Origin of the sequence: Paraburkholderia sp. SIMBA_054, from assembly GCF_046534875.1 — a bacterium.
In the GTDB taxonomy this organism is placed as follows: domain Bacteria; phylum Pseudomonadota; class Gammaproteobacteria; order Burkholderiales; family Burkholderiaceae; genus Paraburkholderia; species Paraburkholderia hospita.
In genome coordinates, this window is record NZ_JAWRXV010000043.1 from 37,613 (window position 1) to 51,776 (window position 14,164).

Genomic DNA, 14,164 nt, shown 5'->3' on the forward strand with positions numbered 1-14,164 from the left:
TCAGGCAACAACTCAAAGGCAAGCCACTTCGTGCTTGCTTCAACAACCAAGGAGACAATCATGTGTGTGCCGAACCCCAAAGGCAATCCAGACGTCAAGCAACTGCTCGAAGGCTTGCCCAGAAACTGGGGCAAGTGGGGACCCGACGACGAAGTCGGCGCGCTGAACTATCTTCAATCGGCGGAGATTCTGCGCGGCATCGCCGCGGTGCGACAGGGCAAGACATTCACGCTGCAAGTCGATATCGGTCATGCTAAAGGCGAGCCGCTATTTCCCGGCCGGCGCCCTTCGATGCGCATGAACGTGCTCGATAAAGGCCATTTTCTGGCAGGCAAGGCACACTTCGACGGTAACGTCGAATATGCCGACGATGTGATCTTCATGCATGTTCAAGGATCGACGCAATGCGACGCACTCGGCCACGTCTGGTACGACGACACCCTCTGGAACGGCTATGACGCGATGAGTACGGTCGGTGGCCTGGCGCGCGCCAGCATTCTGCCGATCGCCGAGCGCGGCATTGCCGGTCGCGCCGTGCTGATCGATATGGCGCGTCACCGCAACAAGCCCGTGCTCGACAAGGGCGAAACGTTCGACCATCGGGATCTGCTCGATGCCGCGCGCGCGCAGGGCGTGACCATCGAGCCGCGGGACATCCTGCTGATCCGCACCGGCTGGATCGGCTCGTTCTACGAGCGCGACGCGGATGAGTTCTATCAGGACTATATGGAGCCGGGCTTGACGTTCAGCCGTGAACTCGTCGAGTGGTTTCGGGAGATGGAAATTCCTTGTCTCGTGACGGATACGATGGGCAACGAAGTCACTGTCGATCCCGTGTCGGGCGTTATGATTCCGCTGCATAACGCGCTGATGCGCAACCTGGGCGTCGTATTTACCGAGGTCGTGCTGCTCGACGAACTCGCAGGCGACTGCGAACGCGACGGTCAATGGCAATTCCTCTATACGGCTGCACCGCTGAAGATCGTTGGCGGCACGGGTGCTCCCGTCAATCCTCTCGTCATCAAATAAGCACGCGTAGCGCGCATGCCTCGGTTGTCAGGCATGCACGCTACGTCAGCCGCAGTCCGTGCCTCAGAAGGTGCCCGGATAGGCGCCGCCGTCCAGCAGCACATTCTGACCCGTCAGATATCCGGCCTGCGCGCTGCACAAGAAGGCGCAGAACGCCCCGAACTCCTCAGGCGTTCCGAAGCGCCCAGCCGGAACGATCTGGCGCTTCGCTTCCAGCGCCGTGTCGTAGCTCTGTCCATGCGCATCGGCCGCTGCTCGCGTCGACTGACGCAAACGGTCGGTTTCGAACAGCCCCGGCAGCAGATTGTTGATGGTCACATTGGCCTGCGCAATACGCTTTTGCCGCGCCAGTCCCGCGACAAAACCCGTCAGCCCCGAACGCGCACCGTTCGATAGTCCCAGCACGTCGATCGGCGCCTTCACCGCGCCCGAAGTGATATTGATGATGCGGCCGAAGCCCCGCTCGGCCATCCCGTCCACGGTTGCCTTGATCAACTCGATCGGCGTCAGCATGTTCGCATCGACTGCGGCGATCCAGTCCTCTCGCGACCAGTTGCGAAAATCGCCCGGCGGCGGGCCGCCCGCGTTGTTCACGAGAATGTCGATGTGAGGCGCCGCCGCCAGTGCAGCGGCGCGCCCTTCGCTCGTCGTGATGTCACCGGGCACGGTCTTGACCGTGACCGCGGGATTGAGCAGACGCAGCGCGTGTGCGGTCGCCTCGAGCGCGTCACTGCCGCGTGCCGTGATGACGACGTTTACACCCTCCGCGACCAGCGCTTGTGCGCAACCTTTTCCCAGACCCTTGCTTGCCGCGCACACCAGCGCCCACCGACCTTTGATGTTCAGATCCATCCAGCTTGCTCCTTGATTTAAACGATTGCCGTCTCAGCGCGATCCTGCGACTCGCCCAGGCTGCCGCGCGACAGCAGATCATGACGACGCTGAAAAAGATTGTGCCGGCCGATTTCGCCGATCGTTCGCACGCCCGACAAGGCCATGCTGACGTCGAGTTCGCTTTGCAGTATCTGCAGCATTCGCGTGACGCCGGCCTCGCCCATTGCGCCGAGTGCGTACATGAATGCACGTCCGACCATGGTGCCTTTCGCGCCCAGCGCGAGCGCCTTCATTACGTCCTGCCCGCTGCGAATGCCGCCATCCACCCATATTTCGATCTTGTCGCCGACAGCCTCGACGATCGCCGGCAACGCTTCGATGCTGGGCGGCGCGCCATCCAGTTGCCGCCCGCCGTGATTGCTCACGACGATGGCATCGGCGCCGATCGATGCGGCCATGCGTGCGTCCTCGACGCTCAGGATGCCCTTCAGCACGAGCTTGCGATCCCAGCCGCGCCGGATGGCGACGAGATCGTCCCAGCCGAGCGTCGGGTCGAATTGTTGCGCCACCCACTTGCTGATCGCGATGACGTCGTCGCCGCCCTTGATGTAGCCCGCCAGATTGCCGAACGTTTTGGCGCCGCGCAGCGCACGCATCATCCAGCCTGGCTTCGACGCGAAATCGAGCAGGTTGGAAGCCGTGAGACGCGGCGGAACAGTCATGCCGTTCTTCAGGTCCTTGTGCCGCTGGCCGTTGATCTGCAGATCCAGCGTGACGACGAGCGCCGAACAGCCAGCCAGCTTCGCGCGCTCGATCAGCGACGCATTGAAGCCGCGGTCGCGCATCACGTAGAGCTGAAACCAGAACGGTGCGGCGGTATGACGCGCGACATCTTCGATCGAGCAGATGCTGACCGTCGACAAGGTGAACGGCACGCCGAAGCGCTTTGCGGCAAGCGCGCCGAGCATCTCGCCGTTCGCCCACTGCATGCCGGCGAGGCCGGTTGGCGCGATGGCAACGGGCATGGTCACTGGCTGACCGATCATCGTGCTGGCTGTGCTCCGACCTTCGACATTCACGGCCACTCGCTGCTGCAGCTTCAGGTCGTCGAACGCGCGGCTGTTCTCGCGGTACGTCGATTCCGAATAGGAGCCGCTATCGACATAATCGTAAAACGCCTTCGGCACGCGCTTCTTCGCCATCAGACGCAAATCCTCAACACACGTAATGACTGACATTCGATCCCTGCACTTGACTGTCTATCGGTTTTAAACTGCCGTGATGTGGCTGCCGCGCTCGCTGCCGTTCAGTCGGCCGCCTGCACGGTTGCAAGCACGGCACCCTCTTCGTGCTCTTGCGTGACGCTCACGGGCCTGCGCACCATGACCATGTAAGCAACGGCGGAAAGCAGCGCGACGGCGGCGCTCACGATCAGCGCGTTCACGAACGAATGCGTGCGGTCCACCACAAGGCCGGTGACGATCGGCGCAGCCGATCCCGCCAGGAAGCCGCCGAAGTTCTGGATGCCGCCGAGCGACGCCACGGCGTGACGGGGCGCGGCGACACTCACGAGCGACCATGCGCCGCCGGATGCCATGTTGAGGAAGAACATCGCCACCGAGATGTACACGATGGCCATCGAGGCGGAAGGCGTCAATGCAGCTGGGACGGTGGCCGCCGCCGCGCCGACGAGCCCCACGCAGATCGGCCACTTGCGACTCGTGATCGGAGCCATGCCTTTGCTGTAGAGCCAGTCGGCGATATAGCCGCTTCCCACCATGCCGAGCGTGCCGACCAGGTACGGAATCGCCACGACCCAGCCCGCGCGCGCGATGCTCATGCCGCGTTCGTGCTCCAGATACGCGGGCAGCCAGGTCAGATACAGCCACACCATGTAGATGACGCCCATGAAGCCGATCAGCATGCCCCATGTCGTGCGTTGCGCGAAAAGATTGCGCCACTGCGCGCCGTTCAGCGGTGCTGCGTTGGGTTCTTCCTGCGCACCTTCGGCGAGATGGGCCTGCTCGTCGGGTGTCAGCTCCACTTCACTGCGGTTGCGATACACCGCGTACCAGCCTAGCGCCACCAATATGCCGAACACACCCGTGACGATGAACATCTCGCGCCAGCTGAGGGTCAACATGAGCGCAGTGAGGATCGGCGGCGCAATCGCGGGGCCGATCGTCGAAGAGGCCACGAAAATCCCCGTTGGAGCGCCGCGATCACGCAGCGCGAACCATTCGCCGATCACCTTCGCGCCGGCAGGAAACTGCGGCGCTTCGCCGATGCCAAGGCACACCCGTGCGAGGAAAAACTGCTGGATGCCATGTACGAAGCCAGTGCACAGCTGCGCGACCGACCAGAGCAACATGCCTGCGCCGAGCATCAGCCGTGCGCCCAGACGATCCAGCAGGACGCCGACCGGCAACTGCGCGAATGCATAGGACATCGAAAACGCGGAAAGCAACAGACCCATTTGCGACGCGCTAAGCCCCATTTCGCCGCTAATGGTGCTGTTGGCTACCGATAGCGCGCTACGGTCGAGATAGTTGACGCAGCCCGCCAGCGTCAAAAAGAAAATGGAAATGCGCTGGATACGACGCAGCTTTTTGCTCGCCTGCATGTTGAGTGTCTCCGGTTGATTTGTTGGAGTGCCGTCTGCGCGGCACTGAGTCAGTCAGATGCGATGCATCAGAGCGATGCTTCCAGCATGGCGCGGTAATCGCCATCGGACGCTTCGCGGGGATTGGTCTTGTGGCTGTGGTCCTTGAGTGCGCCCCTGATGATGTCGGGGAACATCGCGGGCGTGACGCCCAGTTGCGCGAGGCCGGTCGGCAAGCCGAGCCGCTGCGTCATGGTCCGCACTGACGGCGCCACCTCCGCACCGTTGCCAAGCCCCATAGCGGTTGCCATGCGGTTGAGCTTGTCCTCGTCGCGCACGGATGGCGCGTGCTGATTGAATTCGAGCACCGCGGGCAGAAAGATCGCGTTGAGCGTGCCGTGATGCAGGCGCGGATTGATGCCACCAAGCGAATGACTCAAGCTGTGCACGCAGCCCAGGCCTTTCTGGAATGCGAGCGCGCCTTGCATCGATGCGCTCATCATGTTCAGTCGCGCCACACGGTCGCCCGGTTCACGCGTCGCGCGCTCGATGTGACGCCATGCGCGCCACAGTCCGTCTAGCGCGATGCCGTCGGCGGGTGGATTGAACGCGCTCGCGAGGAAGGTCTCGATGCAATGTGCGATCGCGTCCATGCCGGTCGCCGCCGTCAACGCGGGCGGCAAGCCCAGCGTCAGATCCGGATCGCAGATCGCCACGCGCGGTACCACGAACGGCGAGATCACGCCGACCTTGCGGCCGTCGTCGAGAATCAGAATGGCGCCACGCCCCACTTCGCTGCCGGTGCCCGCTGTCGTGGGCACGGCAATCACGGGCGCGGTTTTCGTGGTGATGTTCGTCGCGCCGCCTTCGATCACGGCGAATCGTTGCAGCGGCCCTTCGTGAGTCGCGCAAACGGCAACACCCTTGGCCAGATCGATCGCCGAACCGCCGCCCACGGCGACGATGCCGTCGCAGTCGCCCGCGCGATAGGCCGCCACCGCGTCGCGCACCGCAGCCTCGTTGGGGTTCGGCGGCGTGCCGTCATAGATCGGGACGGGCGCCGTGCCAGCGAGCGCGTCGAGCACGGTATCGATGATGCCTGCTGCCCGGATACCTCTGTCCGTGACGATCAACGGCCGCCTGATACCCACTCGCTCGCATTCGCTGCTAAGCAAACGGATCGCACCGTAGTCGAACTGAATCTGCGTGATGTAGTTGATGAGAGACATGGGAATGAGCGTCAGTTATAGTGGCTGTGGCGCCTCGGCGCCGGACTCCAACGGCCCATAACCGGGCCGTCGCGTTGATGCTGGCGCTTTTTAGACGCCGTGTGTGGGCCAGTATAAGGAGGCGCCCATTTCTCAGTAATTGAGAAGATTTGATACAGATATAACTTTCCCTCAACCTTCATGACACCGCCGCTCAACTCCATCATTTCCCGCCTGCATCTGAAGCAACTGCGACTCCTGATCGCCCTCGGGGATCACGGGTCGTTGCTGAAGGCGGCGCAGCAGGTCGCGCTCACGCAGCCGGGCGCCAGCAAGGCCTTGCAGGAAATCGAAACGACATTCGGGACACCGCTGTTCAATCGCACGAACCGGGGACTCGAGCCCAACGAAGCGGGACGCTGCGTGATTCGCTACGCACGCCTGATCCACACCGATCTGTCGCACATGCGTGAAGAGATCGTCGGGATCATGCGCGGCCAGGGCGGCCGTGTGGCGGTCGGTGTGATCATGGGCGCCGTGCCGCTGCTCACCGATGCGATTACTTCGCTGATCGCGCGAAACCCCGAAATCTCAGTCGAAATCGTCGAAGACACGAGCGCAACATTGCTCAGCCAGATCGACGAAGGCCGGCTGGATCTGGCGATCTGTCGCACGACGATCAGTCAGACGCCGCAGCACTACGAAACCACGCGGCTGCAGGAGGAAACGCTCGCAGTCGTGGCCAATGTGCAGCATCCGCTGCGGCGCGCGAAGAAGGTCAGGCTTCAGGACGTCGCGGAATACCGCTGGGTGGTGTATCGCGCGAACATGCCGATGCGGCTATTGCTGGAGCGCGAGTTTCGCGAAGCCGATATTCGCTTCCCCATGCATCTGCTCGAAACGACGTCTGCATTCGCCACGCTCGCGCTGCTGCAGAGCAATCCGTCGTTCGTCGCGCTGGTGTCGATCGACGTCGCGCAGTTTTTCGCCAGTCACGAGATGACGTGCATCCTTCCGCTGCATCTTGCTTCGCGTAGCGAGCCTTATGAACTCGTCACCCGAAAAGGCGCGCAGCTCTCGCCCGGCGCGCGACAGCTGATCGAGGAGCTGAACGCCAAACATGGCGGTGAAGCGTAATGCCGTCGGGTGCCGTGCGTCCCGCGTGATCACGGGCCCGGATGCCTGATAGTGCGTCATCGGGCCCGAATCCACGCAAGTTACGCGATGCCTTTGTCCGCGAACGATGCCGCCAGCGCGCGCAGACCGTCGCGATAGATACCTTCGAAAAGCCTCGATGCTTCGTCGTCGCTCACACCGGTCGGCGTGAACTCACCGCTCCAGTCGACCAGCGATGCACCCGCCTCTTCGCTCTCACGCACCTGCAGCGTCGAGCGATAGCCCGTGACGGGAAACGGCGCTTCGAGAATCGAATAGGTATAGCTGCGCGCGCGGTTGTCGAAGGCTTCCAGACGCTCGACGATCACATCGCCGGCCGGCGTAGCAAGATGCCGCACACGTCCGCCTTCCCTCAATTCGCTCGACGGAATGTAGGGCAGCCAGTCCGGCAGCGAGTCGAAGCCGCCGATCAGTTGCCACACCTTGTCGGGCGAAACGGGAATGCGGATCGACGCATTGGCTTGGGCCATGTCAGTCTCCTTAAGCCTTGACGGGCAGTGGTGCATTGGCGGCGACCAGACCTTGCTCGCGCAACTCGCGCCAGAAGTCTGCGGGAATCGCTTCCTTGACGGCAGCGTGGTCTTCCGCGATGCGCTCCGGCTTGCTCGCGCCGGGGATCACTGCGGCGACAACCGGATGGGCCAGCACGAACTGCAGCGCGGCGGCCTTGACGCTCACGTTGTGACGCGCGGCGATCGCCTTGATACGCTCGACCTTCGCGAGAATCTCAGGCGACGCCTTCTGGTATTCGAAGTGTGCGCCGCCCGCGAGCACGCCCGAGCTATACGGACCGCCGACGACAATCTCCACGTTTTTCGCGGCAGCGGCCGGCAGCAGCCGCTGCAATGCACGCTCGTGATCGAGCAACGAATAGCGGCCTGCGAGCAGGAAGCCATCCGGTTTCACTTCCGAGAGATCGAGCAGCAGTTCGCACGGCTCGACGCGGTTGACACCCAGCCCCCACGCCTTGATCACGCCTTCGTCGCGCAGACGGTTCAGCACACGGAACGCGCCCTTGCGTGCCGATTCGAACATGGCGAGCCATTCGTCGCCGTAGAAGTCCTGCGCGACGTCGTGTACCCAGACGATGTCCAGACGATCCGTCTTCAGGCGCGTCAGGCTGTCTTCGATCGAGCGCAGCGTCGCGTCGGCCGAGTAGTCGTTGACGATCTTGTTCGGACGGCCAAAGGCGAACACATCCCCTTTCTCGCCGAGATCGCGCGCGCTGACGTCCTCGATTTCGTCGAGAATCACGCGGCCTACTTTCGTGCTCAGCACGTAGTCGTCGCGCCTGCAGGCGGAGAGCGCATCGCCAAGCCGGATTTCCGAGAGGCCGGCGCCGTACAGCGGGGCCGTGTCGAAATAACGCACGCCTTGATCCCACGCTGCCTTGACGGTTGCCAGCGCTTCTTCCTCGGGGATGTTGCGAAACATGTTGCCCAGCGGCGCAGCGCCAAAACCCAGCTGCGTGCCGGCCGGCAGTTTGTCCTTGATGCTCATGACTTGCTCCTTTGATTGAGTCGGTAGCGCAAAGTCTAGGGTGACAAGTTAAGTCTGTCTAAGACATAATTTGACAAACTTGAGTCCGGAGAGGTCTTATATGCTAGATATCCGTCAACTGCATTATTTCGTCGCGGTCGCCGAAGAGGAGCACGTCGGGCGCGCCGCCGAGAAGCTGCATATCTCGCAGTCGCCGTTGAGCCGCCAGATCGCCCAGCTCGAGGAAAATCTCGGTCTTACACTATTCGAACGTTCGCAGCAGCGGATCCGGCTGACTACCGATGGGCGCACCTTTCTTGCGGAAACGCAGGCGTTCCTCACGCACGCAAAACGGCTGGAATCGTTGGCGCGGCGTCTTGGGCGCGGCGACGAAGGAGGGCTGTGCATCGGCTATCTGGAGAACGCGATGCACTCTGGCGTGCTGCCTCGCGCGCTGCGGCAACTGCGCGCGCAGAAGCCCGACGTGCACATCGCCCTTTACAGCTACCGGTCGGCCGATCAGCTAACCGGCTTGCGTCAGCGCAGCCTCGATATCGCGCTCGTTTGCGAGCCGCTATCGTCCGACGACCCGGACCTCGAATCAGCGCTGGTGCTCGACGATCCCATGCTGCTCGCGATTCCCGAGGACCATCCGCTGGCGAACGCGTCGCGCTTCACACCGGACGACCTGGCGACGCAGAAGTGGATTGCTGTGATGTACGAAGAAGGCGCGCTGCGCCACGATAATTTCATTGCAGCATGCGCGAAAGCCGGGTTCACACCCGATATCGCGATGGAAGCCACCGAGCCGCTGGCTGCACTCGGTCTCGTCGCGGCGGGCCTCGGCGTCACGATGATCCAGCAAAGCCTGCGGCGCCATGCGCCCGCTGGCGTGGTGCTGCATGAACTGTCGTGGTTCAGTTATCGGACGGCGCTATGGGCGGCGTGGCATCGGGTCAACCTGAGACCACTGGTAGAGCATTTCCGCACGACGCTGCTACATTCAAGCGCGGTGCCGCCGATGTCTTCAAATACATAAGCGGCACAGCGACGACTTGCGCAGTGACGCATGACCCCGCGAAGGCATTTCGCTCGCCCGACCGAACGTCCGCTGCGTGATGGGGAATGGCCGTTCGAATGACCGTGTAACGTCGATGGCGAACGGCGGCAACTGGCCCGAACTCGGAAATCCCACGCAAAGCAGAACGCCCGCGCTGTCAATGGAGCGGTCATTTTCGGTAGTCAACCGTTCTCGGTCATTTGGCACTCGCCGACGCGTCTGCTCATTCCCAGAGGCGGAGTGGTAAGCGCGGTTTCCCGATTGCTCCACAGTAGAGTGCGTATATGTGTTGGCAAAAATCGCCCTTTACAACTGAACCATTCTCCACGGCCTCTGCAAACCACAGCGTTGATTCCTGCAGAGCGCTACCGAGCAAAAAGAATCAGGCCGATCGTCACGATGCGGCCTGACAAACCGAACGCGGTAACGAATCGCGATTAGCTTGAAGAAAAAGCCGTTGCGCAAAATTGGTGATTTTTCATCTCTGGTCCCTATGAAACGGTATTCAGGTCAATGGCGATGTATCGCCGGGATCGCACCGACGCGGGGCGCTGACAGATCCCGGCTCACTGCCGCTGAGATCTGCAAGCTGTCGAGCAGCGAGTTGTTGACCATCACTTTCACGCCCCGAATCGCTGGCCCGCAAAACCGGCCGTATCAGGGCCTCGCGCATGCGCTCGAGGTAGCTTCGTTGGCGCCTTCGACAGCTCTCCGCCGCACATGGGCAGCGGCGCCCAGTTTGCCAACACCATGACCGCTCATGCAGTCCACTTCCCGCAGTTCTCTCCAGATTGCCCCCTCTTCGTACTCGATCGCCCGGCACTCCCCATACGATTTACGCTCGCCCGAAGTCTCGACCTGATCCAAAGAGGGATCAACGGTTCCAGCAGCGGTTGCGCCGGCTACAACCGCTGCATTCATTGCCTCAACGGAAACGGCATTACCGGCATCATGCCGGATGATGCCTCGCAGGGAGCTCAACGAAATCGGGTCTGACGACGATTCGACGTCGTAGATGCTCGTCGATGCGATTCGCAGCCAGGCGCCAAGCGTGTCTCGGAGGCAGTACTGACACAGGTCGATACAGATCGCGTGACCATCACCGAATATGGAATTAAATCCGCCGTGATACGCGATCGACACGCGTTCATACCACTCCAGATCGGGAGCATCCGGGGTCATGCGCCGTCCGCAACGATCGCACGTGCACCCAGAGACCTCACGCGCCAATTTCTCTCTGAATTCAAGCATGGCCTACTCCTCCTACCACGACCCATCTCTTGTCCACTCGCGGGAAACGAGCCCCAGTTGCCGTGCCGTGGCCGTCGGCAGACGCAGCACTACCGCGCCCAGGCGGTGGCCCCCAAATGTTGTCGATCATGATCACATCGACCTGCACGCCCTCAAGTTCCAGATAGACGGCATCCTCGTTTTCGAACAGCTCCGTATAGAGCGTCCATCCAGGCAGATTGCCTGCATTCTCATAAAACCGGATCGTGTCAACTCGCATGCTAGACCGGTAGCAACCTGACGCAGCCTCCTGTCGCAATCCCTGCTGCACGCAAGAACCTATCCGACTACATTTTCCGGAAACGCGGACAGCATCTCGTTCAACTTCCGTTGCACCGCAATCTCACTCAGACCTGTCGAAGCGTTACATGAAATGAAGCGGTGCTCCTCCTTCTGAGCCGCAACGACGCTCGGGTGATCGTCGACGGCCAGCCAGTGAGTGATCCTTCTGCGCCGCACCTCTGCCAGGATCTCGGCGGACCGGCATGAGCCGTAACTCTCCACTACCCCGAGAAACCGATCGCCCAGTGGACCCAGAAGTCGAATCAGCGTTGCGTCATCGAAGAGCCTTCGCCAGTCCGAGCTGACGATGATCCGGACTGCCGGATACTCACCCAGCAGTCCCTCCAGAATCGGACGCCAGACGAAAAGGCCCGCGTTCTCGTGACGAAAGAGAAGAACACTGCAGACAGCTTTTCAATCATGGCCGTCACGCCGCTTGCCTGCTCCCCCGCCGCAGAGATCGCAATGCCGAACATGACGGATACGAAAAGAATGGGCAGCGTGTCGCCCTTGGCAAACGCATCGAAGAACGACACGGGAATGATCCCGAACAGAAAGCCTGTCAGCCCGTCGAGATGTTCCGACTGGCTGACGAAGCCTGCTATCGCCCGTGTGTCCAGCGACGCAACAGACACATTGAACCCGTCGCCAGGATGGAGCACATGGCCGGCCAGCAGGCCAATCACCAAAGCAATGGATGACACGACCTCGAAGTAGACCAGCGCCTTTCCACCGACGCGACCCACCTTTTTCAGATCGCTCATGCTGCTGATGCCCGCCACCACCGTACAGAAGATCACCGGTCCGATGACCATGCGAATGAGCCTGATGAATGCGTCACCGAGCGGTTTCATTGCAGTCGCGTACTGCGGGTACAGATGACCGAGCACGATGCCAGCGGCGATCGCCAGCAGCACCTGCACGTACAGAACTTTGTAGAAAGGTTGTCTCATGATGTTTATTTCCGTTAGCTCGTAGTCTTCTGTCGTGCCTGATCCAATGCCAGCGTGATGTCCGTTGCCCGGATAGGCAGGTGGCGCATCCGCACGCCCACAGCGGCATAAATCGCGTTGCCGATAGCCGGTGCGACTACGGTAGTGGGACGTTCGCCAGGTCCGACGGGCGCCTCCGTGCTGTCCACGAAGGCGATGTTCATATTCGGAACGTCCGTCATGCGCAGCGGCGCATAGACGCTGCCGGAGCCCGTTTTCAAACGGAAACCTGTTGCCACTACCTTAGAAGACGTCGATGCCTCAAACCATGTCGAATAGGCACGGTTTTCAGGTCATCGGGGAAACCCATAAAAAAGGACCGGATACGACGCATCCAGTCCTTTCACAGATCAGTTCGTGCGCGCTTTCAGTTTCGCCACCAGGACATCACCGAATTCCGGTGCCGACATCGGCTGCTGACCCGTGATCAGTTCGTGATCGACGACCACGTTGCTGTGCCAGTTCGCGACCGTATCGACATGTGCGCCCGATTCTGCGAGTGCATTCACCGGGTAGAACTGAACATTGCCACCGAGACCGTTCGGGCCTTCGAGTTGCTGCTCTTCACCCGTTGAGAATACGGTCATGCGATAGCCAGCATACGGCCAGCCTGCGGCGAGCGAATTCGCCTTGCCATCATTGGCGATCATCGATGCAACGAAGGCATCCGGGTCCTTCAGCGTGGACAGCAGCACGATGGGTCCGTGGCAGATGATTCCAGTCGGACGGCCGCTGTCATGAAAGCTGACCAGGATCTGGCCGAGGTTGCGATCCTTCAGCAGATCCACCATCGGGGCGTGGCCACCCGGAATGAAGAGCCCAACATAGCCGCCTGTTCCCTCGGCGACCACCGAAGCGAGCGTCCTGGGATGCTTCAGTTGCGCGATGCCTTGCGCGTACTTCAATGCGTCAGCGCGCGCTGCATCATCGCCGCCAAAAAACTTCTTGTTGTTCGAATTGGCGTCCATGACGGGCATGTCGCCCTTCGGGTTCGCGATGACCGGCTCGTAGCCTGCCTCGACAAGCTTGCGATACGGCACGACGAACTCGTTCAGGTAGTAGCCGGTCTCGTAGTGCTTGCCATCGCGCAGGTCGAGCTCATGCGCGCTCGACATCACAACGAGAACCTTGCCGCGTGACTTTGCCGACGCGCCCACCGGCAATGCAAAGGCAGTGGCCAACGCGAGCGCAGCGGCGCCGAATTTAAAGAGATTCATGATCAGGCTCTTTCGCAATATGGGTTGGCGGACTTACTGGACGGTGGTGGCGTTCGACGTGTAGCGCGGCGCGGCCTTGGCGTTCGCGAACCGGGGAGCCAGCGCGCGACGGTCGGCCTCCCACTTCGTCCAGTCGTCGCCATCGTGCAGCGTCGGGATGGTCACGAGTTCCCCCTGATCGAGGCCCGCGAGCGCGGCGTCCACCAGATCGTCGGCTGTCATCGTGCTCGCGGCTTCCTTTTGCTTCGCATAGCCGGCGACGTCCCAGAACTCGGTTGCCGTCGCTGCCGGCAGCACGATCTGCACACGCACGCCCTTGCCTGCGAGGTCGCGCTGAAGCGCATGGCCGAAGCTCAGCACATACGATTTCGAGGCGCTGTACACACCGTTCAGCAGTTCGACTGCAATGCCGACCACCGAACTGATGTTGATGATCGTGCCCGAGCCTTTGGCGACGAATGCAGGCGCAGCCGCGTAGGTGAGACGCGTCAGTGCTGTGATGTTCAGGTTGATCATCGATTCCATGGAGTCGACGTGACCATCGAGAACCGATGCGACCGAGCCGACGCCCGCGTTGTTCACCAGCATCGTGATGCGCGGGTCTTCACGAAGCAGGGTCTCGATTTGCGCGAGTGCAGCCTTGTCGTTGAGATCGGCGGCAATTGTTTCGATCGAGCGGCCCGTCTCGTTTGTGAGGCGCTCTGCGAGAGCACTCAGCCGGGTCTGGTTGCGAGCCACAAGAATGAGGTCGAAGCCGCGCCTGGCGAGACGGTCAGCGTAGATGGCGCCAATGCCAGCCGACGCGCCGGTGATCAGCGCGAAACCATTCGTAGAGGAAGTCATTTTCAGTCCTTTGAGTAGGTGGTTGAACCAACAGAGCGTCGGTTCATGGAGCGAATTCTGACCTTGGCCGCCCGCGACCTCAATGCCATATATGCAAGGATTTCGGTCACGCTTTCACCCACAATGCCGTCCGTTATGTGCTACCTTCAACG

At 61.4% G+C, this 14,164-nt stretch carries 15 protein-coding genes; 3 read left to right on the plus strand and 12 right to left on the minus strand.

The features are described from left to right. Positions 1-60 precede the first annotated feature (60 nt). Complete coding sequence (locus SB822_RS37760; protein ID WP_007740930.1) at positions 61-1,029, plus strand: cyclase family protein; 969 nt, start codon at positions 61-63, stop codon at positions 1,027-1,029. A gap of 63 nt (positions 1,030-1,092) precedes the next feature. Here the strand turns inward: SB822_RS37760 and SB822_RS37765 are convergent, their stop codons facing one another. The 4 genes from SB822_RS37765 to SB822_RS37780 form a co-directional block, all read right to left on the minus strand. After that, complete coding sequence (locus tag SB822_RS37765) at positions 1,093-1,881, minus strand: SDR family oxidoreductase (RefSeq protein ID WP_410856986.1); 789 nt, start codon at positions 1,879-1,881, stop codon at positions 1,093-1,095. 17 nt (positions 1,882-1,898) lie between these two features. After that, positions 1,899-3,101 (minus strand): alpha-hydroxy acid oxidase, encoded by a 1,203-nt coding sequence (locus SB822_RS37770; protein ID WP_079482448.1) that lies wholly within the window; start codon positions 3,099-3,101, stop codon positions 1,899-1,901. Positions 3,102-3,169: 68 nt separating this feature from the next. Continuing rightward, complete coding sequence (locus SB822_RS37775) at positions 3,170-4,486, minus strand: MFS transporter (protein WP_007740923.1); 1,317 nt, start codon at positions 4,484-4,486, stop codon at positions 3,170-3,172. A 68-nt stretch (positions 4,487-4,554) separates the two neighbouring features. Next, positions 4,555-5,694: an iron-containing alcohol dehydrogenase gene (locus SB822_RS37780; RefSeq protein WP_079491540.1), complete on the minus strand. Its 1,140-nt coding sequence runs from the start codon at positions 5,692-5,694 to the stop codon at positions 4,555-4,557. Positions 5,695-5,874: 180 nt separating this feature from the next. Between SB822_RS37780 and SB822_RS37785 the strand changes: the two genes are divergently transcribed. Continuing rightward, positions 5,875-6,810: a LysR family transcriptional regulator gene (locus SB822_RS37785; protein WP_007740918.1), complete on the plus strand. Its 936-nt coding sequence runs from the start codon at positions 5,875-5,877 to the stop codon at positions 6,808-6,810. Positions 6,811-6,890: 80 nt separating this feature from the next. On the opposite strand, the gene SB822_RS37790 is transcribed toward SB822_RS37785, so the two are convergent. Both SB822_RS37790 and SB822_RS37795 read right to left on the minus strand, forming a co-directional pair. After that, positions 6,891-7,319: an SRPBCC family protein gene (locus tag SB822_RS37790; protein WP_007740916.1), complete on the minus strand. Its 429-nt coding sequence runs from the start codon at positions 7,317-7,319 to the stop codon at positions 6,891-6,893. A gap of 10 nt (positions 7,320-7,329) precedes the next feature. Further along, positions 7,330-8,349: an aldo/keto reductase gene (locus SB822_RS37795; protein WP_009769998.1), complete on the minus strand. Its 1,020-nt coding sequence runs from the start codon at positions 8,347-8,349 to the stop codon at positions 7,330-7,332. A 100-nt stretch (positions 8,350-8,449) separates the two neighbouring features. On the opposite strand from SB822_RS37795, the gene SB822_RS37800 reads away from it, so the two are divergent. Beyond that, the gene (locus SB822_RS37800; RefSeq protein ID WP_007730110.1) at positions 8,450-9,367 is read left to right on the plus strand and encodes a LysR family transcriptional regulator; all 918 of its coding nucleotides are present in this window, start codon (positions 8,450-8,452) and stop codon (positions 9,365-9,367) included. A 678-nt stretch (positions 9,368-10,045) separates the two neighbouring features. Here SB822_RS37800 and SB822_RS37805 read toward each other — a convergent pair. From SB822_RS37805 to SB822_RS37830, 6 genes are all read right to left on the minus strand, one after another. Continuing rightward, on the minus strand, positions 10,046-10,639 hold the full coding sequence (locus SB822_RS37805; protein WP_179142833.1) for a hypothetical protein: 594 nt from the start codon (positions 10,637-10,639) through the stop codon (positions 10,046-10,048). Between the two features lie 318 nt (positions 10,640-10,957). Next, positions 10,958-11,311, minus strand: a complete 354-nt coding sequence (locus SB822_RS37810) for an HAD domain-containing protein (protein ID WP_035536935.1) — start codon at positions 11,309-11,311, stop codon at positions 10,958-10,960. Continuing rightward, on the minus strand, positions 11,224-11,883 hold the full coding sequence (locus SB822_RS37815; RefSeq protein WP_410856987.1) for a cation:dicarboxylate symporter family transporter: 660 nt from the start codon (positions 11,881-11,883) through the stop codon (positions 11,224-11,226). The genes SB822_RS37810 and SB822_RS37815 overlap by 88 nt, the downstream gene beginning before the upstream one ends. 44 nt (positions 11,884-11,927) lie before the next feature. Further along, positions 11,928-12,173: a hypothetical protein gene (locus tag SB822_RS37820; protein ID WP_410856988.1), complete on the minus strand. Its 246-nt coding sequence runs from the start codon at positions 12,171-12,173 to the stop codon at positions 11,928-11,930. Positions 12,174-12,302: 129 nt separating this feature from the next. Further along, a complete protein-coding gene (locus tag SB822_RS37825) occupies positions 12,303-13,169 on the minus strand; it encodes a type 1 glutamine amidotransferase domain-containing protein (RefSeq protein ID WP_410856989.1) in 867 nt (288 codons plus the stop codon). A 33-nt stretch (positions 13,170-13,202) separates the two neighbouring features. Further along, on the minus strand, positions 13,203-14,012 hold the full coding sequence (locus SB822_RS37830) for an SDR family NAD(P)-dependent oxidoreductase (protein WP_410856990.1): 810 nt from the start codon (positions 14,010-14,012) through the stop codon (positions 13,203-13,205). Positions 14,013-14,164: the final 152 nt, after the last annotated feature.